The 23,139-nt window shown below is 70.6% G+C and carries 18 protein-coding genes; all 18 read right to left on the reverse strand.

The window, feature by feature from the left end; translation table 11 throughout:
• The coding region (locus tag NS184_RS17755) for a zinc ribbon domain-containing protein (protein WP_152998094.1) at positions 1-633 on the reverse strand (633 nt) is incomplete at its 3' end.
• The gene (locus tag NS184_RS06430; RefSeq protein ID WP_083513507.1) at positions 630-3,119 is read right to left on the reverse strand and encodes a transglutaminaseTgpA domain-containing protein; all 2,490 of its coding nucleotides are present in this window, start codon (positions 3,117-3,119) and stop codon (positions 630-632) included. The genes NS184_RS06430 and NS184_RS17755, both read right to left, overlap by 4 nt.
• Positions 3,116-4,441, reverse strand: a complete 1,326-nt coding sequence (locus tag NS184_RS06435; RefSeq protein WP_058725333.1) for a DUF58 domain-containing protein — start codon at positions 4,439-4,441, stop codon at positions 3,116-3,118. Before NS184_RS06435 ends, NS184_RS06430 begins: the two co-directional genes overlap by 4 nt.
• Before the next feature lie 83 nt (positions 4,442-4,524).
• Complete coding sequence (locus NS184_RS06440) at positions 4,525-5,496, reverse strand: AAA family ATPase (RefSeq protein WP_058725311.1); 972 nt, start codon at positions 5,494-5,496, stop codon at positions 4,525-4,527.
• Positions 5,497-5,573: 77 nt separating this feature from the next.
• Entirely contained in the window at positions 5,574-11,441 is a 5,868-nt protein-coding gene (locus NS184_RS06445; RefSeq protein WP_058725312.1) for an Ig-like domain-containing protein, read from the reverse strand.
• A complete protein-coding gene (locus NS184_RS06450; protein WP_058725313.1) occupies positions 11,438-12,850 on the reverse strand; it encodes a serine/threonine-protein kinase in 1,413 nt (470 codons plus the stop codon). Before NS184_RS06450 ends, NS184_RS06445 begins: the two co-directional genes overlap by 4 nt.
• Positions 12,851-12,980: 130 nt before the next feature.
• The gene (locus tag NS184_RS06455; protein WP_058725314.1) at positions 12,981-13,802 is read right to left on the reverse strand and encodes a PP2C family protein-serine/threonine phosphatase; all 822 of its coding nucleotides are present in this window, start codon (positions 13,800-13,802) and stop codon (positions 12,981-12,983) included.
• A gap of 52 nt (positions 13,803-13,854) precedes the next feature.
• Positions 13,855-14,670, reverse strand: coding sequence for an FHA domain-containing protein (locus NS184_RS06460; protein WP_058725315.1), 816 nt, complete (start codon positions 14,668-14,670; stop codon positions 13,855-13,857).
• 55 nt (positions 14,671-14,725) lie between these two features.
• Positions 14,726-15,286, reverse strand: coding sequence for a hypothetical protein (locus tag NS184_RS18265; RefSeq protein ID WP_193750415.1), 561 nt, complete (start codon positions 15,284-15,286; stop codon positions 14,726-14,728).
• 99 nt (positions 15,287-15,385) lie between these two features.
• Positions 15,386-16,156 carry a YaaA family protein gene (locus NS184_RS06470; RefSeq protein ID WP_345969005.1) on the reverse strand — a complete coding sequence of 257 codons (771 nt, stop codon included), beginning with the start codon at positions 16,154-16,156 and terminating at the stop codon, positions 15,386-15,388.
• Positions 16,153-16,416 (reverse strand): F0F1 ATP synthase subunit epsilon, encoded by a 264-nt coding sequence (locus NS184_RS06475; protein ID WP_022905158.1) that lies wholly within the window; start codon positions 16,414-16,416, stop codon positions 16,153-16,155. Before NS184_RS06475 ends, NS184_RS06470 begins: the two co-directional genes overlap by 4 nt.
• A 1-nt stretch (position 16,417) precedes the next feature.
• Positions 16,418-17,872 carry a F0F1 ATP synthase subunit beta gene (atpD, locus tag NS184_RS06480; RefSeq protein WP_058725318.1) on the reverse strand — a complete coding sequence of 485 codons (1,455 nt, stop codon included), beginning with the start codon at positions 17,870-17,872 and terminating at the stop codon, positions 16,418-16,420.
• Between the two features lie 47 nt (positions 17,873-17,919).
• The gene (locus tag NS184_RS06485; protein WP_022905155.1) at positions 17,920-18,822 is read right to left on the reverse strand and encodes a F0F1 ATP synthase subunit gamma; all 903 of its coding nucleotides are present in this window, start codon (positions 18,820-18,822) and stop codon (positions 17,920-17,922) included.
• On the reverse strand, positions 18,823-20,451 hold the full coding sequence (gene atpA / locus NS184_RS06490) for a F0F1 ATP synthase subunit alpha (protein ID WP_058725319.1): 1,629 nt from the start codon (positions 20,449-20,451) through the stop codon (positions 18,823-18,825). It lies immediately after the preceding gene.
• 109 nt (positions 20,452-20,560) lie between these two features.
• Entirely contained in the window at positions 20,561-21,355 is a 795-nt protein-coding gene (locus NS184_RS06495) for a F0F1 ATP synthase subunit delta (RefSeq protein ID WP_058725320.1), read from the reverse strand.
• 2 nt (positions 21,356-21,357) lie between these two features.
• Complete coding sequence (locus NS184_RS06500; protein ID WP_058725321.1) at positions 21,358-21,903, reverse strand: F0F1 ATP synthase subunit B; 546 nt, start codon at positions 21,901-21,903, stop codon at positions 21,358-21,360.
• A gap of 9 nt (positions 21,904-21,912) precedes the next feature.
• On the reverse strand, positions 21,913-22,149 hold the full coding sequence (atpE, locus tag NS184_RS06505; RefSeq protein WP_027465781.1) for an ATP synthase F0 subunit C: 237 nt from the start codon (positions 22,147-22,149) through the stop codon (positions 21,913-21,915).
• A gap of 58 nt (positions 22,150-22,207) precedes the next feature.
• Positions 22,208-23,068, reverse strand: coding sequence for a F0F1 ATP synthase subunit A (gene atpB / locus NS184_RS06510; protein ID WP_083513509.1), 861 nt, complete (start codon positions 23,066-23,068; stop codon positions 22,208-22,210).
• Positions 23,069-23,139 lie beyond the last annotated feature (71 nt).

The raw sequence follows: 23,139 nt of genomic DNA on the forward strand, positions 1-23,139 counted from the left end.
CCACGACGGTGTCGACGGCCGTGCCGGGGCGGCGTCCCGGGCGGGCGGCTGCCACGACGGAACGTCCCGCTGCGCGTGCGGCTCCCACGCAGGTGCGGAGGGAGGTGTGGGAGTGGACGACGCACCCGAGGACGCCGGAGCCGTCGGAGGGTTCGTCCCTGCGGCACGCCGAGCGCGCTCGGCGACGCGGGTGACCTCGGGATCGTCGTCGGCGGCACCGGTCGTCGGCTCGGCTGCGAAGGCGTCCGGGTCGAGCGGTGGCTCGTCGGCCGACGAGCCGCCGGCGCTCGGCGTCCACGGCGTCGGCCCGGCGCTGTGCGCACTCTGGTCGGTCTGCGCCGGGCCGTCCGGGTACTGCGCCTGCGTCGGGGCACCTTCGCCAGTGCGGTCAGAGCCGGTCAGCCAGGCGCGGGTCGCCGGGTCGAGGGTCGCCTCGGGCAACCAGGCGTCCGCGGCGGGGTCCGGACGACGGCCGTGCACGTCGGGCTGGAGGAGCGGCGGCGGCGGTGCCTGTTCGACCGGTGCGGTGGCTGCCGGGAGTCGGTTCGCCGACGCCGTCACCGCACGTCCGCACTCACCGCAGAAGATCGCTCCGTCCGGGAGCGCCGAGCCGCAGTGTTCGCATCTGATCACGTGGTGCCTCTGTCCTTACTCGGCCGGCCACCCCCGCGCTGACGTCCACGAGGTCCGAACGGCCTCCGGCCATCGTAGTCACGCGAAGTGCGACCGCCCTTCGAGCTGACCGCGCCGACGACAGCCGTCACCGCTGTCCGACCGGCCGCACCGACCCGCAGCGACCGCAACGACACCGCGGACCGGAAACGCTCCCGCCGGTTCCGACCCGCACGGAGGCTCGCGATCGCCTCGTCGGTCGCCACCCACATCCGGTCCGCGGTCGGCTCGTCCACGTCGCTCGGACCGAACACCGCACGGTCCGCGAGTGCGGCGAGCCCGGGCCCACCCTCGCCGGGCGCACCTCGGACGCTCTCGCGCCGCGTCGCGGACGGTGCGACGTCGTGACCACGATCCACCAGGGCGTCGCGGTACTCGTCCCACGCACCGACGATCCGCACGTGGGGTGACGGTGCGCGTCGCCGTCGCCGCCTGCGGAGACGCTTCACCGTGACGATCGTGACGAAGGGCAGGAGCACGAGTGCGGCCAGTCCGAGCACACCGAGCACCCAGGGCAACGCGGCGAGCAGGATCTGCAACCACAACGGCTGCACCGCCGGGGTGTCGCGGTCGCTCTGCGGTGGCGCCTGCTGGTCCTGGTCCTGTTGGTCCGCGGGAGGCGGCGGGACCACGGTCTCCGGACGTGTGACCGGCTTCGGCGTCTCCTGCTGCGCATCCGGGATCTTCCGCACGGTCGGGTTCGGGTTGAGCATCACCCATCCCCACTGCGCCGTGTCGACCTCGATGCGTGCGGTGACGTCCGAGCCGCGGAAGGTCGTCGTCCCGCCGCTCGTCGTCGACCCGGTACCGGAGTCGCCGCCCTCGGTGAAGCCGAGCACCACGCGGGTCGGGAACCCGAGCTGCTGCGCCATGAGCGCCGCGGCGACGGCGTACTGCTCCTGGTCGCCGACCATGAGCGGTGACGTGAGGAGCTCGGTGATCCGGTCGGCGCCGTGACCCGAGCGGCTCGCGCGGTCGTCGCCCACGCCGTGGCTCACGTAGCCGGTGCGCCTGAGCTCCTGCAGCATCGCGACGAGCTTCGCGCCGTCCGAGCCGGCACCGTCCGTGTACGCCTCGACGGTGTCCCGCACCGCGTCCGGCACGCCCCGGAGCGCCGGGACCGCTGCCGAGCCCGGCCGCGCCGACGAGAGCTGCTCCTCCGTCGGTTGGTCGGGCAGCACCGCGGTGAGGTCGTAGGTCGTCCCCTCCGTCACGCCGCCGACCACCGCGCCGGTGCCGGTCGAGGCGTTGTAGAAGAAGGACGTCCGGTCCCGGTCGGCCTGCTGCCCGGAGAAGTCCACCCGCTCGAGGTCGCCGACGGTCGGCAGCCAGACGCCGCGGTACCCCTCGACCGTCACGCCGACACGGACGGTCGTGCCGCGGACGCCCCGCACGTCGACCGAGGTCGGGACCCGTTCGAAGGTCCCCGACGCGGATGCTCCGTCCGACCCGCCGACGCGGTACACGACGCCGTCGTACGTGTCGAGCGTCGCGATGCGCACGAAGCCGTCCTCCGGGAGGCCGGTCACCCGCAGCTGCGCCGCGTCGGCCTCGTCGGCCTCCTCGTAGGCGCGGAAACCGCTGAGTGGGCTGACGTAGTCGCGCGGGTCGAACGGCTTCACCACGTCGGTCCGAGCCACCGTGCGACCGACCGACGGCGGCACGACGAGTCCCAGTCCGGTCGCCACGACGGCCGCCGCCACGATCGTCCCCGTACCGACGAGCGCCGGACGGAGCACCGACCGAGCGACCGGGACGCGTGCGCCGATGGTCGAGGCCACCGCGACGGCCCGACGCGCGTGCCGCGCGGTGAGCGCCCACACCAGCGCGATGCCGGCAAGCGCCACCGCGGTGACGATCGATGTGTCGAGCCGGCTCGGTCCCACCACGATGCCGACGACGAAGAGCACGAGCGGTGCGATCGCGCCGAGTTCCTGCCGGGAGGCACGGGTCGCCACGCTCACGCCGGTCACCGTCGCGACGAGGGCGGTGACGAAGTAGGGAACGAGCAGCGCCTCGTACGAACCGACCGGCAGACTGATGGTCACCAGCTGCTTCCAGCCGAGGGCGACCCCCGCGAAGAGGTCGAGCAGTCCCCCACCGGTCGGCAGGATCCCGTTCGCCTCCCCGGGCACCGCGGCGGGCACCCCGGTGAGCGCGAACGCCGCGACCGCGGCGATGCCGACGATCGGGGACGACAGCCGGTACGCGGCTCCGAGGAGCGCCACCAGCGTGCCCGCGAGCACCGCCGTGACCGCCGCCACCACCATCGCACCGTCGCGGTGGACCGGCCACCACGCGACGCTCGCGACCGCGACGAGCAACCAGACGGCGAGCGTCCCACCGGCCCACCGCAGCGCGGAGACCCGACGAGCACTGCGCCGGGCATCGCGACGCGCGGCCCCTCGGACGCGCACCGTCGGTTGCGTGGGAGCGGGGGCGCTCATGCTGCCGCCGATCGCTGCAGCGCGTGACGGAGGTCGTCGAGGTAGCCGATGGTCATCACCGTCAGGCCCACGACCCGCAGGAACCGCGGCTGCGCCTCGGGCTCGCAGATGACGGCCACGACCTCGACCCCGACGGGGAACCGGGTCGCCGCGAGCCGGAGCGCCGGCAGCTCGACGGTCGACCCAACCACGAGGAACGCCACTGAGATGCCCGCCGTGTCGCTGCCAACGATGCGGGAGACCTCGGCGATCGGCAAGCACGCCTCGGCCAGCCCCACCCGCGCGAAGTCGTCGAGGAGACGGGTCGGGGTCACCGTCGGCAGCGGGTGCACGGCGTACACCGGGCGCTTGGCGAACTCCGGCGTCCGCTCGGACACGACCACGGTGACGTCGCGGCCATCGCGTACCGCCCGGGTACCGAGCGATGCCGCGGCGCTCACCGCGAGCTCGAACTCGTCGCCGTCCGCGAACTCAGCCCTGGAGACCCCGAGCGCGACCACGAGGTGCGAGCGCCGTGTGTCCTCGAACTGGCGCACCATCAGCGCGCCGGACTTCGCGGTCGACTTCCAGTGGATCGTCCTGGGATCGTCGCCGGGCAGGTACTCGCGGATGGCGTGGAACGCGATGTCCGACGGGGAAAGGTCGGTCGTGGCCTGGCCCTCCAGATCCCGCACGAGACCAGTGCTCGTCGAGGGGATCGCGATCGTCCGCGGGTGCACGATGACCTGTTCCCGAGCCGTCCACACGATCTCGCGTCGGACCAGCCCGACCGGGTCCGCCCGCACACCCGTCACCGGGCCGACGTCGAGGACCCCGCGGCGGGTCGTCGGCACCGGGACCTCCCGCTCGAACGAGCCCTTGGCCGGCACAGCCGGGATCGCCACGTCGACGAGTCCCGCGCCCACCGGGACCTCCACCGTCGTCGGCACCGAGGGCAGACGCCCGGGGTTCTCCGCGGTCACGACCACCGCGGCCGGGTCCCCCACCGCGACCCGGTGCTGCGGGAGCCGCATGCGGATCAGGAGCCGCGAGCGCCCGATCAGGGCGACCGCTGCGACGACCACGAGCAGCGCACCCGCGAACCCGACGACGACGACCTCGCGGAGGCCGAGCCGGTACCCCGTCAGGAACGCGACGAGCGTGAGCACCGTCACCGTCCAGCCCAGGCCGGTGACCACGGACGAGACCTCGCCCCAGGCGCGCTTGACGAGCCTCCAGGCCGATGCCCAGAAGCGGACGAACCCGACGACCGCATCCGCTGCCACACCCTCGCGGTCGCCGACCAGGCGCGTCCGCACGTTCGTCAGGCCGGCGACCGTCACGGTGCGCTCGTGCGCGCCCCCACCACGACGCGACCGCGTCGAGGTGGGGCGGCGCGAACGCGTCGAGACGGGCCGGCGGTCGGTCACGAGGAGACCCGGTCCGCGGGCGGTGGCGTCTCGACCAGCAACTGCGACACGACGGCGTTCGCACTGACGCCGTCGAACTCCGCCTCGGCGTCGAGCACCAGACGGTGCGCGAGCACCGGGACAGCGAGGGCCTTCACGTCGTCGGGGGTGACGTAGTGCCGACCGTTCAGCGCTGCGAAGACCCGCGAGGCACGCATGAGGCCCATCGCACCCCGGACGCTGACGCCGAGCCGGACCTCGCTGGCCGAGCGCGTTGCGTCGACCAGTCGGGCGACGTAGTCGGCGATGACCGCGTCGACGTGCACCGACCGCGCCAGGGCGGCCATCTCGGTGATCGTCGCCGCGGGCACCACGCTCGCGAGCGGCACGGACGCCGAAGGAGCCGAGGAGGTCTCGAGGATCTTGACCGTCGCGGCGTGGTCCGGGTAACCGATCGACGCCTTCATGAGGAAGCGGTCGAGCTGTGCCTCCGGCAGACGGTACGTCCCGGCCTGCTCGACGGGGTTCTGCGTCGCGATGACCATGAACGGTGCGGCCAGACGGTGGTTGACGCCGTCGACCGTCACCGCGGACTCCTCCATCGCTTCGAGGAGGGCGGACTGCGTCTTCGGGCTCGCGCGGTTGATCTCGTCCGCGAGCACGATGTTCGAGAACACCGGGCCACGGTGGAAGTCGAACTCCTGCGTGCGCTGGTCGTAGACGCTGATGCCGGTGATGTCCCCGGGCAGCAGGTCCGGCGTGAACTGGATGCGGTTCGTCGACCCCTGCACGCTCTGTGCCATCGCCCGCGCGAGGCTCGTCTTGCCGGTGCCGGGGACGTCCTCGAGCAGGAGGTGGCCCTCGCTGAGCATCGCCGTGACCGCGAGGCGGATGACGAAGGTCTTCCCGAGGAGCACCTGCTCGATGTTCGTCACGATGCGGCCGGCGGCGTCGGCGAACCAGGTGGCCTGCTCCGGGGTCATGCTCATGCGGGGTCGTTCCTTCGGTGGTGAGTCGTGGGTCGTGGCGCGCTACTCGGAAGCGTAGGGCGTGATCGGCGCTGGGCTCAGTTGCCGGACGGAGTTGTGGAATCCGCGGGGGCGTCTGCGATGGGAACGGGTCCGCTCAGGAGCCCCGTGACCGACGATCCGGTGCCGTTCAGGGACACGTCCACCGTCACGGAGACCGACTTCGCCGTGAAGATCGCGGAGTTCGGCGGCGTCGGGGCTGGTCCCCCCGGCTTCCAGCTCTCCGGCGGCGCGAGCAGTCGAGATGGATTCCCGTCGGCGTCGTACCAGGTCGCCTCGTAGCCGGTGATGGCGAATCCCGAGCCGGCCGGCCCGGTGACCTCGAGCGGCGAACCCTGCTGGGCCTTCGTGATGGATCCTGACGTGTCGAGGGCCGCGCCGGTCACGACAGCGGATCGGTCGTCCGTCGTGCAGAACGTCGACCCGGGGCCCCCGCACGCACGGAGGGTCATCGAGACGGCGGTGTTCCGTGCTCCCGAACCCGGCACGCCCACCCAGGAATCACCGGGTGCGAGATCGACGGCGGCGCCTCCGGTCTCGAGCCGGTAGTGGTCCACCCGATTGGACGGCGCCGTCACTCGCAGGTTGAACTGCGACGCCGAACCCGACTGCGGTACGAGAGCGAGAGCCGGGGACGCGGTTCCCCCCGGACGCTCGTACGTGACGGCGCTCGCGTAGTCCACGTTGCAGAACAACCCGTTCGACACCGTCACCGCGTAGGTCGCGGTGCCGCCGTCCACACCGGTGTCCGTGGTCGGGCTGCTGGAGCCGATGGACCCGCCGGGGTTCGCCGAGCAAGCGACGTCACCGGACCGGAAGACGCTGTATCGCAACGATGAGCCACCCGCTGCATCAGCGGCACCCCACGTGATCGTCACGACCGATTTCCCGTTGCCGTCGGCGGTCGAACCCGCGACCGCGTTGACGTTCGTCGGCTTTCCTGGAACGCCGACGGCGCTGCCCGTCGCACTGCCCTCGTTCCACTGCACGACGGTGTTGTTCCGGTCCGCGCCGTTCCGCGCTGACACCGTCACGGTGTACTGCGCCCCGCTCTGTGCACCTCCGAACGACGTGCTCGTCGACGTGCCGGTGCTCCTCGTCGTCGAGATGCCCGGACCGCTGATCGTCACGACGTAGTTGTCAACCGCGCTCCCGTTGTTGGGAGCAGGCACCGCGTTCCAGCTCACGTCGAGCTGGTTCGGCGTGTCCTGGTTCGGCTTCACGCTGATGCCCGTCGGCGGAGCGGGCACGTAGTCGGCACTCATCGGCACCGACTGCGCGGAGGGCTCGCTGTCCCCGACGGCGTTCGTCGCGACGACAGAGAACCGGTAGGAGGCCTTCGGGTCGAGGCCCCTGACTTGACAGACCGTCGCGGTCCCGCAGTCCTTCGAGACGCCGTTCGTCCCGGTGAGCCGGTAGCCCGTGATCGGCGAGTTGTTCGCCTGGGGGGTCGACCACGTGAGCGTCACCTGGCCGCCGTCGTAGGACCCCGTGCGGGTCGGGGCGCCCGGCGAGTCCGGGACGTCCTGCACGGAGATCGTCACGTCGCCCCACACGTACCGGTCGGGGTCGTTCGTGGCGTCGGCGACCTGGTACTGCAGGTGTGCGTCCACCGGCTTCGCGGAGTCCGACACCCGGACCTGGAGCCGCGACTTGTCCGCACTGGGCGTCACGCTCACGCCGCCCGGCAACCCGCCACCGAGCCCCCGGATGTTCACCACGCGGAGCCGCTCGCTCGGGAACGGGTTCGTCGGCTGGTCGTTCGCGAGCACGTCGATCGTGGTCGTCTCGCCGCGCTTCGCGACGCTCTTGTCGGCCCCGGGCTGCACGAGGGGACGCGTCGATGCGACCACGGACACGCTGACCGTCCCGGCACGGCCGGCGTTCGCGTCGTCGGCGACCCCGACGCCGATCGACGCGGTGGTGTCCTTCTTCGCGGTGTCAGCGACCCGCACCGTGAGCCGCTGTCCGGCGATGGTCGCGGTGACGCCCTCCGCCGGCTGGCTCACGATCGAGTAGCGGAGCTCCGGCAGGTCCTGCGGGTAGGGGTAGTCGGTGAGCTTCGCGAGGTCGATCGTGCGCGTCGACCCGGGCTCCATGTCGAGGGCGGAACCGGAGAACGCCGGCGGCTGATTCGACCGAGGGAGCACCTTGATGGGCAGGACGAGCGTGGCGGTCCGGCCCTTGCCCCCGTTGGCGGACGAACCGTCGGTGACCTCGAACGAGATCGACGCGTTGCCGTAGTAGAGCTTCGCGGAGGTGAACCGGAGCGTCGAGGAATCCACGACGAGGTCCTGCCCGTTCGCGTGTGTCGCCTTCACCGTGCCGTCGTCGGTGATCGTCGCGGTCCTGCCGTTCGCCGTGATGACGTAATCCGAAAGCGGGATCCGGACCGTTGCCTCGCTCTTCACGGTGATGGCCGGTGCGGTGCGGTCGATCTGCGGCAGTGCGTCGTCGAAGCCCGGAACGTTGATGAAGCCGTAGGAGACGATGTCCGGTCGGTCCTTGCGCGCGACGGAGAAGGGGATCACCTGGGACTCGTCGGTCAGACGGACGACGATCCGCTCGTCATCGGTGAGCCTCGCGGTGTCGCCGTACCCGTCGACGACGCCGACGGTGAGGTCGGCGGCGGTGCCCTCGGCGAAGAACACGTTCTCGAGCACGTCGACCGTGACGCTCTGCCGCCGGATGATGTCCTGCAGGTCGAGCGTGGTGTCGTCGACCTCCGGACGGAGGGGCTGCGCATCCTTGTCGACCGTGACCGTCAGGAACGCGGTGCTCGAGCCACCGCTCTCGTTCGTCGCCGTGTACAGGACCGCGAAGTCACCGGTCGTCGCCGACTTCGGCGGCGTGACCCGGATCTGCTGACCACGGAGGACCTTCGCCCTGACGGTGTCGTCGGTCGGCTCGGCCTTCGTGACGGCGAGCTGACCACCTTCCGGGTCGGAGTCGTTCTGGAGGACACGCACGGTCACGGACCCACCGGGGCGGATCGTCACGTGGTCGGCCTGGGCCACGGGGTTCGATGCCTGCTCGGCGCGCGGGGCGATGCCGACCCGGACGGTCCCGGTGGCACGGGCGCCGAGTGCGTCGACGACGGTGTACGTGAACTCGTCGGTGCCCGCCGAGTAGTCGCCGGCCTCGTACGTCAACGAATCGGAGGACACGTCGCTCACCGAGCCCTTGTCCGGGTTCGATCCGACGCCGACGAGCTGCACCGAGTCGCCGTCGGGGTCGATGCCGTTCAGCGGGATCGAGACGCGCACGGACTTCCCCGCGACGACGCGTGCCGTGACCGTCTGCGGCACCGGCGGGTTGTTCGTCGCCGTGTCCTTGTCGCGCACCGAGATCGAGACGGTGGCGTCGGCGTACTGCCCGTCCGGACCCGCGACGCGGTACACGGCGGTGTAGTTGCCCGGGGTCTCCGGAGCGAGGTAGCGCAGGTGGTCGCCCGACACGAAGAGCAGACCGCCGTCGCCCGGCACGTTCTGCACGAGGTCGGGCTGCAGGGTGAGCGGCTCACCCTCGGGCTGCGTGTCGTTGTCGAGCACGGAGATGTTCGCCACGTCGCCGACCCGGACCGTGGCGGTGTCGGGCTGTGCGACCGGCGGCTGGACGCGGTCGGGCTTCGGAATCTCGACGACCGTGATGGTGCCGGTCGCGGAGGCCAGGCCGTTGGTCTCGGTGTAGCCGAACGTCACCGGCCCGTCGAGCGGTGCCGTGAGCGTGATGCGGACCGTGTGCTGGTCGAGGATGCTCGTCTGGACGCCGGAGGCTCGATCGGGAGTGTCGAGGGCGGTCACCAGCAGGACGCCGCCGGCCGGGTCGATGTCGGTCGCGGTGACGTCGGTGTCCTTCGTCGAGAGCGTGTTGACGAACACCGTCTTCGGCGTGGTGATCGGCGGCGTCGACGCGTCGGGCGGCGCCTGGATCGTGACGCGGACCACGCCACTGGTCGTCTTCGAACCGTCGGTCACGGTGTACTCAAGCTGGTGGTCACCCGCGCCGGCGCCGACGACGCGGAACGTCCCGGAGTCGTAGCTCGGCGTGATGGTGAGGCCCTTGGACGACGACACACTCGTCAGGGTGACCGTGCCGTTGCCGCCACGGACGTGGTCGAGCGGATCCACGGTGAACGCCTTGCCCGCGTACCCGGCGACGGGGAAAGCGTCCGCGTACAGCGGCACACTGCCGGCCTTCGCGACGGTGACGGTGAGGGATCCGCGACCGTCCGCCTGTCCGTCGCTCACGACGAGTTGCACCGAGCGATCACCCGTGCGTCCGCTCTTGTTGCGGTAGTCGAGCAGGCCGTCGGGCGTCGTCGAGACGGTGTCGCCGTCGGCAGCGGTCGCTGACTTCAGGTACACCGGGTCGCCGTCGGGGTCGACCCAGTCGCCCAGGACGTTCGACACGACGTGTCCGTTCTGCACGACGTTCGCGCTCGTATCCCGGAACTGGCGGGGAGCGTCGTTCTCGGACGGTTGCCGGACCGAGACGGTGACGGTCGCGGTGTCCGACCCGCCGTTGCCGTCCGTGATCGTGTACGGGAACTTGACGGTGCCGCGCGCGCGGGAGGTCAGCGTGATCTGCAGGCGCTGACCGTCGGCGACGATCGCGACACGGCCGATCGACTCGTCGATCTTCCCGACCTCGGAGACGATGATCGGGTCGCCGTTCGGGTCGTAGTCGTTGAGCAGGACCGGGAGGCTCGTGGTGCGTCCGGGACGCGCGCCCAGCGCGTCGTCGACCGCCACCGGGGGCTTCTGGTCCTTCTCGACCTCCGGGTCGTCGTCGGAGACCTGCTCCTGCTGCTGGTCGTCGTCCTTCTTGATGAGGTCGGACCAGTTGTCGATGAGCTGACCGCTCCGGTCGATGGCCCAGGACCGCCCGCTGTCGGGGTCGTTCGCGACCACCGTGCTGCCGTTGTGCAGGATCTGCAGGGCGCCGCTGCTCGTCGCCTGCTCGAGACGCTGCACCGCGCGTCCGTCGCAGGTGTCGATCGCCTGTCCGCCGGCCCACGCACCGTAGACACAGGAGCCGTCGACGTAGGGACGCGCCGCGCGACCGGACACCGCGAGCGCGGTCGCGTCGACGGCGCCGGACGGTGAGACCCGGACGATCCCGGCCGTCCCGGCGACCACCACGCTGTCGCCGTCGGTCGTGGAACGCTGCAACGCGGGCTGAGCACCGACCCGGTCACCGAGTTCGACCCGGTCGCCGTCGATGGCGAGGACCCCGTCGGTCCGGTCGAGCACCGCGACGTTGCGACCGAACGCCGCGACCTGGAGGTCGTGGTCGGCGTCCATCCGGACCGTCCACTTCTGTGCCACCGACACGGTGGTCCCGAGGTCGACGAGGGATGCGGTCGACGTCTTCGGCGAGTACACCGCGACGTGGTCGTCGGAGGCGTCGAACACCGCGTCGGCACCGAGCGTCAGGTCCGGCTTGTCGGACGCGTCGAAGTCGGCGAGGTCCGCCGCGGGCGTCGTCCACAGCTCACCGGTGTCCGCGTTCCCGATCACCGCCGACGAACCCGCGAAGAACACCTGCGGGGATCCGGCCGGCAGCGTGACGGGGTCGCCCACCGTGGCGTCCGTGACGTCCACCTTCGCGACGGTGCCCTTCGTCTGGTCGACGCTGTAGACCGTCGAGCCCCGTTGGAGGACGGCGAGCCGGTCGGCGGAGGTCTCGACCGCCGTGTTGAGTTCGAGCACACCGGTGTTGGCGCGGCCGATCGCCCCGTACTGCGACGACGGGACCCACACCGTGCCGTCGCCCAGGTCGACCCGCTGCGTGTGGTAACCGCTCGATGCCACGGCGGCCGTGGCGACCACGGCACCGACGAGCACCGACGCGACGGCGGTGATCGCCGCCGAGCGGTGTTTCGCGAGGAGCCCGCGGATCACCGGCCGCTCCCGATGGTCGCGCAGCGCTGCGCACTCGCGACGCCGGTCTTCCCGTCGCGGTTGACCGCGACCGAGATGCACTCCTCGTCACCGCGCTGCCCGGACACCACGAAGCTCGTGCCGGACTGCTGGCTCGACGCGCCGTTGGACGACACGACGTAGGTGTCTCCGGTGCCGAGGCCCGGGTCGGTCCAGCGGAACGTCACGGACGAGGCCGTCGTCGTCGCACGGACATCCGACACCACGGGGATCGCACCGCTGCCGAGGCGCCCCACGACAGCGACGGTCGCGACGGCCAGAGCGGCCACGACCACGACGGTCAGGGCGCCCGCCCACAGCAGGGTCGAGCGGCTCCGGCGACGTGCACGGGTCGTGGAACCGGTGCGGTGCACGGTTCCGACGCTCTGCGCGCCGATCGCCGCGACCCCGCCCTGCACGGCGCGGCGGGCTCGACGACGGCCGCCCAGGCGGGCTGGCGGCTGGAGCTCACGGATCATCGTGCGGTCACCCTCGGGCGCCGGGGTGGCAACTGCCCAGGCTTCGACCGCGACGTCGGCGGACGTCTGTGGGATGCCGAGTTCGGCTTCGACCTGCTGGAACCCGCGGACGAGCTCGAGCACGGTCGCCGGGCGCTGCTGGGGCTTGCGGGACATCGCGGCCGCGAGCAGCCGTTCGAGCGTCGGCGGCACGTCTGCGCGCCCGGTGGGCTTCACCCCGCCCTTGTCGATCCGGCTCATCAGGTCGCCGGCGCCGTTCTTGCCGCCGCGGACCTCGAAAGGGCTCCGGCCGGCCAGGAGCGAGTAGACCGTGGCCGCGAGCGAGTACACCTCGGACTGGATGGTGCCCCGCGACTCGTCGCCCAGGACTTCCGGCGCGGACCACGGGATCGACATGCCGACGGGTTCGTCCGGGTCGGACTCCCCCACGGTCGCGGCGATCCCGAAGTCGGACAGGACCGGGTTGCCGTAGGCGGTGAGCAGGATGTTCGACGGCTTGATGTCGCGGTGCAGGACCCCCTCACGGTGAGCGGTCTCGAGCGCGGCACCGATGCGGATCCCGATCGCGAGCACCTCGGACACGGGGATCGGCTCACGGCGGTACCGATCGCTCAGCGACGACGAACAGAGCTCCATCACGAGGTACGGCCGCCCGTCGGCCGCCACGCTCGCCTGGAACACGGTGAGGATGGACGGGTGGGTGCTCAACCGGGCCATCAGGTTCGCTTCGGCCTGGAACATCTGGCGCACCCGGTCGTCGACGACCTCGTCCAGGAGCACCTTGACCGCGACCTTGCGGCGCGGCATGTCCTGCTCGTAGAGGAAGACGTCCGCGAAGCCGCCGGAACCGAGGACGTGCACGGGGCTGAAGCCCGGGATGACGGGCGGGTCGGACGGCAGTCGTCGCGCCATGCTCCCCTCCTCCCCAGCCGTCGGACGGCCGGCACGCTCGTCACGGCCATGTCATTCTACGGAAGCCCTCCGACGCCCAGCCGAGCGCCCAGACGACCCCCGGGGCGCCGACGACCCCAGTTCGGGGGGGTCAGTGACGCGGCAGCGTGTCCTCGACGTCGCCGTCGTCGGGAGCCCCGTCGACCTGCAGCACGACCACGGTCACGTTGTCACGGCCACCCGCGACGACCGCGTCTCCCACCAGCCGCTCCGCGAGCTCCTGCGCCCCCTCGACCCGCGCCGCGATGCGCGCGATGCCGACGTCCCCGAGCTCCTTCGTGAGACCGTCCGAGCACACGATGTAGCGGTCACCCTGCCGGAGCGGCAGCGTCCACCAATCGGGCTCCGGGGGCTCACCGAACCCGACGGCCCGCGTGATGACGTTGCTGTCCGGATGGCGTTCGGCGTCCTCGGCGCGGAGGAGCCCTGCGTCGACCATCTCCTGCACCACCGAGTGGTCGACGGTCACGCGACGCATCACGCCGTCGTCGATCCGGTAGGTCCGCGAGTCCCCCACGTTGAACACGAGCGCCGCCGGTTGCCCCTGCGTCGCCACCAGTGCGATCCCGGTCACGGTCGTCCCCGCGCCGATGGCGTTGCCGCCCGCCGCTCGCTCGATGTCCGCGGTCGCGAGCAGGAGCGCCCGCTGGATGCCCTGCCGGGTGGTGAACGGCTGTTCCGACACCTGCGCGAGGCGCCGCACGACGGCGTCGCTCGCGCGGTCGCCTGCGAGGTGTCCACCCATCCCGTCGGCGACGACGAAGAACGGAGCACCGACGATGTAGCTGTCCTCGTTGTGGTCACGCCGACGCCCGACGTCGGTCGCCGCGCCCCACGACAGGGTGAGGACGGCGCCGTCCGCACCGGGGACGTCGATGGCGTGCGCGTTGGCTGCTCGGCCGAGTTCGGTCACGTGTACTGGATCGCTCTCTGGTGGGTCGGGGGCACGTCGGTCAGGGAACCGGTCACGGCCAGCCCGGCGGGGTCGGGACGGGATCCGCGGGCAGCACCCGGAGGTGTGGCGAGAGGATCTCGACGGCGTTGCCGTCACCGATCTCGACAACCGTACCCGTCAGGACCACCGCTGACCCACCCGACGCGAGCCGGAACGGCTTCCCCGCGACCGGTCGGACGACGGTCCCGTTGGTCGACCGGAGGTCCTCGACCACGGTGGCCTCTCCGGAGGCCTGCACGAGCAGGTGCGAGGAGGAGACCTGTCCGGACGGCGAGTGCACGGTGACGAGCAGTGGCTCGGGGCCACGCACGATCCGCGGCAGCGAGGGCCTCCGGCCCACGACCAGCGGGCGGTCGAGTCGCAGCACGTGGTCGCCGATGCGGACCGACGGCGCCCGGGTGGACCGTGGCACTCCGGCCTGGAGGCCCGGTGCCGGTCCGGCGGCCGGCCCCCGGTCCGCGTCGGGTCGCGTCGGCACACCCCGCACGGTGTCGTCGGTCGCCGGGTCCGGTCCGCCGCCGAGCGGGCGAGCTGGACGGACGACCGTGTCGTCGTCAGGTGCCGCCGGGGAGGACGTGTCCGAGCTGTGCGGCCGGATGATCGTGTCGGCAGCGGGATCTGCCGTGCGACGCCTCCGCGGACGGATGACCGTGTCGCCGAAGGGGTCGTCGCCGGCGGGCGCGCCCGGACGAGCGCGTACGACCGTGTCGCCGAGGAGATCGTCGCCGGCGGGAGCGCCCCGACGCGGCCCGATGACCGTGTCGTCGACGTCGTCGACACCGCCGGTGGTGCCGCGTCGGTCGTCAGCGGTGTCGTCGTCGCGCACTCGGCCCCTCCCTCGCTGCTGGTCCAACCGTAGACGATGCCGTCGACCCTGCGCGTCATCGCCGTCCCCATCCGGGCGTGACGTCGCATCGGACCATCCGGAGGACGAGCGACGCCAGAGGGTCGTCGGCCGCGGTCTCGAGCGCGTACACCGCCCGGGTCCGTGCCCGCTCGGCCGAACCGAGGCCCCACGCACACCAGGCGGCGACCGACAGCGCACCAGCCGCTCCGCGGGAGCACCCGTGCGGGTCGTCCCCGGCACGCCACATCCGCCAGGCGTCAGCTGCCCGATCGCCCGCGAGGCGCAGCCGTGCCCGGTCCGGGATCGGCCCCGCTCCGGTGAGTGCCGGCGGCAGCCGGTCGGCGAACGCGTTGAACGGCACCGCGGTCCGTGGATCGGGGTCGTCGGGGTCCGCGAGGTGCTCGAGGATGGCGAAGCGCGTCGCCAGTGCTGTGCACGACGTCAGCACCGCGACCGCGGCGAGCGGTGCGAGCGGCAGGTCGGCCGGGCCGTCCGTCAGGGCGGCACAGGCTGCTCGCAGCGTCACCGCGGCAGCGATCTCACGCGGGTAGCGCACCGCTCGGTCGTGCTCGGATCGTGTCGTGGAGGGGATCATGGACGCCATCGAAGCGCGATCCGTGCCTCCAGGCCGGTCCGCCTCTGCCGTCCGTGGACGACGAGCCGGCCTGCCCGGCCTGTGCAGGAACGACCGACGTCAGGTACGGACCGCAGCGAGGGACTCGGCCACGAGGTCCCAGCCGTCCGACGTGCGCTCGAGGACCACACCGTGCTCCTCCGCCCACGCCCTGAGGTCGTCCACGGTCGTGATGTCCGCGCGGGACCGACCGAGCAGCGAGACGAGGCGCCCCTTCGCGGTCTTGTTCCAGTGGTTCAGCGCCTTGCGTCGACCACTCCCGTCGACGCTCACGACGCGGGGCACGAGGGCGTCAGGGACGGGACCGAGCTGGCGGTACCCCTCGGACCGGAGGTCGAGGACGAGTCCGCCGGACCGCGACGTCAGCGCGCGCGACGACGCCGTCGGCCAGTGCGACGCCAGCCTGAGCGAACCGAGCCGCGAGTCGTGCGACAGCCGGTACGCCGGGATCGCGTCGCCCGCCCCGATCGGCCCGAACATCGCCGACTGCACGACGACGTGGTCCGACCACCAGCGACGGGTCTCGTCGTCCGCCGACAGGGCGTCGAGCGGATCGTAGAGCACCCCGGTGTAGCGATCGAACGCCGGCATCGTCGGCGCTGTGTCCAGCACGAGGTTCCGGAACCGCTCGGCGATCGACTTCGGACCGAGCTTCAACGCCGTCCGGGCGGAGTCCTCCTCGGAACTGACGGAGCGGGCCGCGGTGATCACCGCGGCCCGCTCGTCGGACAGTTCCGGGAAGCTGAGCGCACGCAGGTCCAGCGTGCAGCCCGGGTCCCCGCCCTCCCGCTTCGTCTCCGAAGGCGGGAGGAGGACGGTCAGTCCGGTCAGGACGCCAGCGCGGCCTGCCGCGCCACGATCGTGACCGTGTCGTGCTCGACCGACAGGAAGCCATCAGCGGCGTCCGCGGTCACCGTCGAGCCGTCGGCCCGGGTGATGCGGACCTGGCCCTCTGCGAGGGTCGCGAGCAGCGGCTCGTGCCCCGCGAGGACACCGATCTGGCCCTCCGTCGTGCGTGCGACGACCATGGTGGCGTCGCCCGACCAGACCTCGCGGTCGGCCGAGACGACGCTCACGGTGAGTGCCGCCATGTCAGCGGTTCTCCTTCTGGATCTGCGCCCACTTCTCTTCCACGTCGTTGATGCCACCGACGTTGAAGAACGCCTGCGTCGCGACGTGGTCGAACTCGCCGTCGGCGATCGCGCGGAACGACTCGATGGTGTCCTTCAGCGGGACGGTCGAACCCTCGACGCCCGTGAACTTCTTCGCCATGTAGGTGTTCTGCGAGAGGAACTGCTGGATACGACGAGCACGCTCGACCGTGATCTTGTCCTCTTCGGAGAGCTCGTCGACACCGAGGATCGCGATGATCTCCTGCAGCTCCTTGTTCTTCTGCAGGATCTGCTTGACGCGCGTCGCGGTCTCGTAGTGGTCGGCGCCCAGGTACCGGGGGTCCATGATCCGCGACGTGGACGTCAGCGGGTCGATGGCCGGGTACAGACCCTGCGACGCGATCTCACGGGAGAGCTCGGTCGTGGCGTCGAGGTGCGCGAACGTGGTCGCCGGCGCCGGGTCGGTGTAGTCGTCGGCCGGCACGTAGATCGCCTGCAGCGAGGTGATCGAGTGACCACGCGTCGAGGTGATGCGCTCCTGGAGCACGCCCATCTCGTCCGCGAGGTTCGGCTGGTAACCCACCGCGGACGGCATGCGGCCGAGGAGCGTCGAGACCTCGGAGCCGGCCTGCGTGAAGCGGAAGATGTTGTCGATGAAGAGGAGCACGTCCTGCTTCTGGACATCGCGGAAGTACTCCGCCATCGTCAGCGCCGACAGGGCCACGCGCAGACGCGTTCCCGGCGGCTCGTCCATCTGGCCGAACACGAGGGCCGTCTTGTCGAAGACCCCCGCCTCCTCCATCTCACCGATGAGGTCGTTGCCCTCACGGGTGCGCTCGCCGACACCGGCGAACACCGACACACCACCGTGGTCCTGCGCGACGCGCTGGATCATCTCCTGGATGAGGACGGTCTTGCCGACGCCCGCACCACCGAAGAGACCGATCTTGCCACCCTGCACGTACGGGGTGAGGAGGTCGATCGACTTGATGCCGGTCTCGAACATCGTGGTCTTGGACTCGAGCTGGTCGAAGGCCGGGGCCTTGCGGTGGATCGGCCAGCGCTCGGTGACCTCGATGGCCTCGTCCGTGTTGAGCACGTTGCCCAGCACGTCGAAGACCTTGCCCTTGGTGACGTCGCCGACGGGGACCGAGATCGGAGCGCCCGAGTCACGGACCTCCTGGCCACGGACCAGACCGTCGGTCGGCTTCAGGGAGATGGCGCGGACGAGGTCGTCGCCGAGGTGCTGCGCGACCTCGAGACCGATCTCCTGCGTCGAGTCACCGATGGTGATCGTCGTGTGCAGGAGGTTGTAGATCTCGGGGATGGCGTCGTGGGGGAACTCGATGTCGACGACGGGACCCGTGACACGGGCGATCCGGCCGACACCGGGCGCCGACGACGTCTCGACCGCGGTGGTGGCGGTGTCGGTCATGGCTGGTGCCTTCCTGAGGGTGGGTAACTGTCCGCGAACGACGCGGACTACTTCTTCTTCGACGAGAGGGCGTCGGCGCCGCCGACGATCTCGGAGATCTGCTGCGTGATCTCGGCCTGACGAGCGTTGTTCGCGAGGCGGGTGAAGTCACGGATGAGGGAGTCCGCGTTGTCACTCGCCGACTTCATGGCCTTCTGACGTGCGGCGTGCTCGGAGGCAGCCGACTGCAGCATGGCGTTGAAGATGCGGCTCTCGATGTAGACCGGGAGCAGTGCGTCGAGCACGGCGTCCGCGTCGGGCTCGAACTCGTAGAGCGGGAGCGGCTCGTCGTTCGACGGCGCCTCGACCCCCTCGACGACCTCGAGCGGGAGCAGACGGACGACCTGCGGCTCCTGCGTCGCGATGCTCACGAAGCGGTTGAAGACGATGTGGATCTCGTCCACGCCGCCCTCGGCCGTGTCCTGGAGGAACTTGCCGACGACCGCGTCGCCGATCTCCTTGGCCGTCGAGAACTCGGGCTGGTCGGTGCCGCCGACCCACTGCTGCTCGGACGGGCGCTCACGGAAGCCGAAGTACCCGACTGCCTTGCGGCCGACGAGGTAGAACACGACCTCCTTGCCCTCGCTGCGCAGGAGGGAGGCGAGCTCCTCACCCTGCTTGAGGACGTTCGTGCTGAACGCACCGTTCAGACCGCGGTCCGAGGTGAACAGCACGACGGCGGCACGCGTCGACGACTCCGGCTCGGTGGTCAGCACGTGGTCGACGTTCGAGAACGTCGCCACGGCCGACACCGCCCGCGTCACGGCCCGCGAGTACGGACCGGACGCGGCCATGCGGGCCTGTGCCTTCTGGATCCGCGACGCCGAGATCAGTTCCATCGCGCGCGTGACCTTCTTCGTGGTCTTCGCGGACTTGATCCTCTGTCGGTAGACCCGGACCTGCGCTGCCATCTAGCGACGACCCTTGACGATCTGCTCCTGGTCGACGTCCTCTGCCGAGGCCGCCTCGACCTGCTCCGAGCCGAGCGTCTTGCCGTCGCTCGTCTGGAAGCCCTTCGTGAAGGCGTCGATCTCGCGGTCCATCGCGGCGACGGTCTCGTCGCTGAGCTGGTTGGTCTCGCGGAGCGTGGTGAGGACGTCGGAGTTACGGCGGAGGTGCTCGAGCAGCTCCGACTCGAAGCGGAGGACGTCGGACACGGGGACCTCGTCCAGCTTGCCGTTGGTGCCGGCCCAGATCGAGACGACCTGCTCCTCGACCGGGTACGGCGAGTACTGCGGCTGCTTGAGGAGCTCGGTGAGACGCGCACCACGGTCGAGCTGACGACGCGACGCCTGGTCGAGGTCGGACGCGAACATCGCGAACGCCTCGAGCGAGCGGTACTGTGCGAGCTCGAGCTTGAGCGTGCCGGAGACCTTCTTGATCGACTTGACCTGTGCGTCACCGCCGACTCGCGAGACCGAGATGCCCACGTCGACCGCCGGACGCTGGTTCGCGTTGAAGAGGTCGGACTGCAGGAAGATCTGGCCGTCCGTGATCGAGATCACGTTGGTCGGGATGTACGCCGAGACGTCGTTCGCCTTGGTCTCGATGATCGGGAGACCCGTCATCGAACCGGCGCCCAGGTCGTCCGACAGCTTCGCGCAGCGCTCCAGCAGACGGGAGTGCAGGTAGAAGACGTCGCCCGGGTAGGCCTCACGGCCCGGCGGACGGCGGAGGAGCAGGGACACGGCACGGTAGGCCTCGGCCTGCTTCGACAGGTCGTCGAAGATGATGAGGACGTGCTTGCCGCCGTACATCCAGTGCTGGCCGATGGCCGAACCGGTGTAGGGGGCCAGGTACTTGAAGCCGGCCGGGTCGGAGGCGGGGGCCGCGACGATGGTGGTGTACTCCATCGCACCGGCGTCCTCGAGCGCACCCTTCACGGAGGCGATCGTGGAGCCCTTCTGACCGATGGCGACGTAGATGCAGCGAACCTGCTTGTTCACGTCGCCGGAGTCCCAGTTGGCCTTCTGGTTGATGATCGTGTCGATCGCGATGGCCGTCTTGCCGGTCTGGCGGTCGCCGATGATCAGCTGACGCTGGCCGCGGCCGACGGGGATCATCGCGTCGATGGCCTTGATGCCGGTCTGGAGCGGCTCGTGCACCGACTTGCGGGACATGACGCCCGGAGCCTGGAGCTCGAGGGCGCGACGGCCCTCGGCTGCGATCTCGCCGAGACCGTCGATCGGGTTGCCGAGCGGGTCGACCACGCGACCGAGGAAGGCGTCGCCGACCGGGGCCGAGAGGACCTCGCCGGTACGGGTGACTTCCTGGCCCTCTTCGATGCCGTCGAACTCGCCGAGCACGATGGCGCCGATCTCGTCCTCGTCGAGGTTCTGCGCGAGGCCGAGCGTGCCGTCCGCGAAGCGGATGAGCTCGTTGGCCATGACGCCGGGGAGGCCCTCGACGTGCGCGATGCCGTCACCGGCGTCGGTGACGTGCCCGACCTCGGCCGTGGAGGCCTTCGTCGGCTCGTAGTTCGAGACGAAGTCCTTCAGGGCATCACGGATCTCATCGGGGCTGATGGTGATGTCTGCCATGGGATTTTCCTTGTTGGTTTCCGGGGCCCTTCGGCTCCGAGAGGGTGATGCTGCCGTGACGACGACAGTTCCCGTTGTGGACTTGGGTGGGGCGGCTTCGACCGTACGCTCAGCCGGCCAGCTGGAGCCGGAGCTCCGCCAGGCGCGTGGACACGGTGCCGTCGATGACGTCGCCGCCGATCTGCACCCGGACCCCGCCGACGACCGACGGGTCGACGACCTGGTTGATGCTGATGTCCTTGCCGTACCGCTCGCCGAGGCCGCGGGCCACGCGTGCGGACTGTCCGGCGTCGAGCGGCGTCGCGGTGATGACCGTCGCGACGAGCTTGTCCGCCTGGTCGGCCACGATGCGGCTCGCCTCGCGCACCAGCTCACCGATGCGACGCCCGCGCGGCTGCTGCACGAGCGCCGAGAGGATCGTCACGGTCTGCTGCGACGCCTTGGAGCCGAGCAGCCGCTCGACGAGCGCGCCCTTCTCCGCCGGGCTGCCGAGCTTGGTGCCGAGCGCGAGTTCGAGGTCGGCGTCCGAACGGACGGCGGTCTCGAAGGCGAACAGCTCCGACTCGATCGAGGTGCCCGACCCCGCGGTGGCGGCGACGGCGCGGATGCCCGCGTCCTCGATGCCCGCGAGGAGGTCCTGCTGCGAGGACCAGCGCGAGCCGGCCACTGCGGTCAGGACCGCGCGCGTCGCGTCCGACTGACCGGCGAAGACGCGGTCGAGGACGAGCTTCTTGCCGGCCGGGTCGGCCGTCGGGTCGGACAGCAGACCGAGCAGCTGCGGCGCACCGGCGATCGCACGCCCGGAGGCGAGGATCTCGGCACCCGTGGCCAGATCGGCGTTGCCGCCGAGGTCGGCGAGCACCGCCCTCGTGGACGCGAGTGCTTCCCTGGTGGCGCTGCGCATGCTCAGCGCTCCCCGGCCTTGGAGGCCTCGAGGTCCGCGAGGAAGCGGTCCACGACGGCGTTCGACTTCGCGTCGTCCTTGAGGGACTCACCGATCACACCGGACGCGAGGTCCAGCGCGAGCGAGCCGACCTCGGTGCGGAGCGACTGGAGTGCGCTCTGGCGCTCGGCCTCGATCTGCGCCTGGGCGTTGGCGGTGATGCGAGCTGCATCGGCCGCGGCCTGCTCGCGGACCTCGTTGCCGATGGCGGTCGCGTCGGCGCGGGCCTGCTCACGGATTCGCGATGCCTCGGCACGCGCCTCCGCCAGCTGCTTGTTGTACTCGTCGAGCGCAGCGGCGGCCTGCTCCTGAGCGGCCTCCGCCTTCTTGATGCCACCTTCGATGGCCTCGGTGCGCTCGTCGAGCATCTTCGTGATCCGCGGGATGATGACCCGCCAGAAGACCAGCAGGATGACGACGAACGCCACCGCGGACCACACGATGTCGTACAACGGCGGGACGAGGGGACTGTGCGTCTCCTCCGCCGCGATGATGAGTGCGTTCTGCATCGAGAGGCCTTAGTTGGTGAAGATGAAGTACGTCGCGATACCGATGAAGGCGAGGGCCTCGGTGAAGGCGATACCGATGTACATGAGGGTCGTCAGACGGCCCTGGAGCTCCGGCTGGCGAGCGACGGACTCGATCGTCTTGCCGACGACGATGCCCACGCCGATGGCCGGGCCGATCGCCGCGAGGCCGTAGCCAACCGTCGCGATGTTGCCGTTGATCTCCGCGAGAACGGTCGTTGCGTCCACGTGTTTTCCTTTCAGGTGCGGCTCGGCGGATGCCGTGCCGTATGGGGGTCAGTACAGGTCAGTGCTCGTCAGCCAGCGCGAGCTGGATGTACACAGCGGTCAGCAGCATGAAGACGTACGCCTGCAGCAGGGCGACCAGGATCTCGAAGAAACTGAACGCGATGCCGAACGCGAGCGTCCCGACGCCGAAGAGCTTGAAGGCGCCCTCGGTGTCGAACAGGAAGAACTGCGTCGCTGCGAAGAACAGGACGAGCAGCAGGTGGCCGACGACCATGTTCATCAGGAGTCGCAGCGTCAGCGTCACCGGACGGAGCACGAAGGTCGAGACGAGCTCGATCGGCGTCACGATGATGTAGAGCGGCCACGGCACCCCGGGCGGGAACAGCGCGTTGCGGAGGAACGCGCCCGGGTGCTTGCGGAGGCCCGCGTAGATGAACGCCACGTAGGCGACGATCGCGAGGATCATCGGGTACGCGATGCGGCTGGTGCCCTGCAGGTTGAACCCGGGGATGAGACCCGTCAGGTTCAGGAACAGCACGGAGAAGAAGATGGTGGCTAGGATCGGCAGGAACCGCTTGCCGTCCTTCTCGCCGAGGTTGTCGAACGTGTTGCGACGGACGACGTCGAAGGCGTACTCGATGAGCGCCTGGCCACGACCCGGCACGAGCTTCATCGAGCGCGTCCCGACGATGCCGATGATCAGCAGCACGGCGACGGCGATGAACCGGATGATGACGAGGCGGTCGATCTCGAACGGGGTCCCGGCGAAGAAGATCGCGTCAGGGAAGAACTCGTTGATCGACGGACCGTGGAACTCGGCGGCCTGGCTGCTCCCCGCCGCGACGGGGTTGACCGCAGCGGTGAGGGACAGGGGAAGAGCGTGGGATAGCAGCGCTGTCTCCTGTGTCGGCGCGCGCACACACGGCACGCGATGGTGGACTTTGTGGAGGCTCGTCCGCTCCGAGCGAGGCTCCGGACGCGGACTTCGAG

This window comes from Curtobacterium luteum (genome assembly GCF_001475545.1).
Lineage (GTDB): Bacteria > Actinomycetota > Actinomycetes > Actinomycetales > Microbacteriaceae > Curtobacterium > Curtobacterium luteum_A.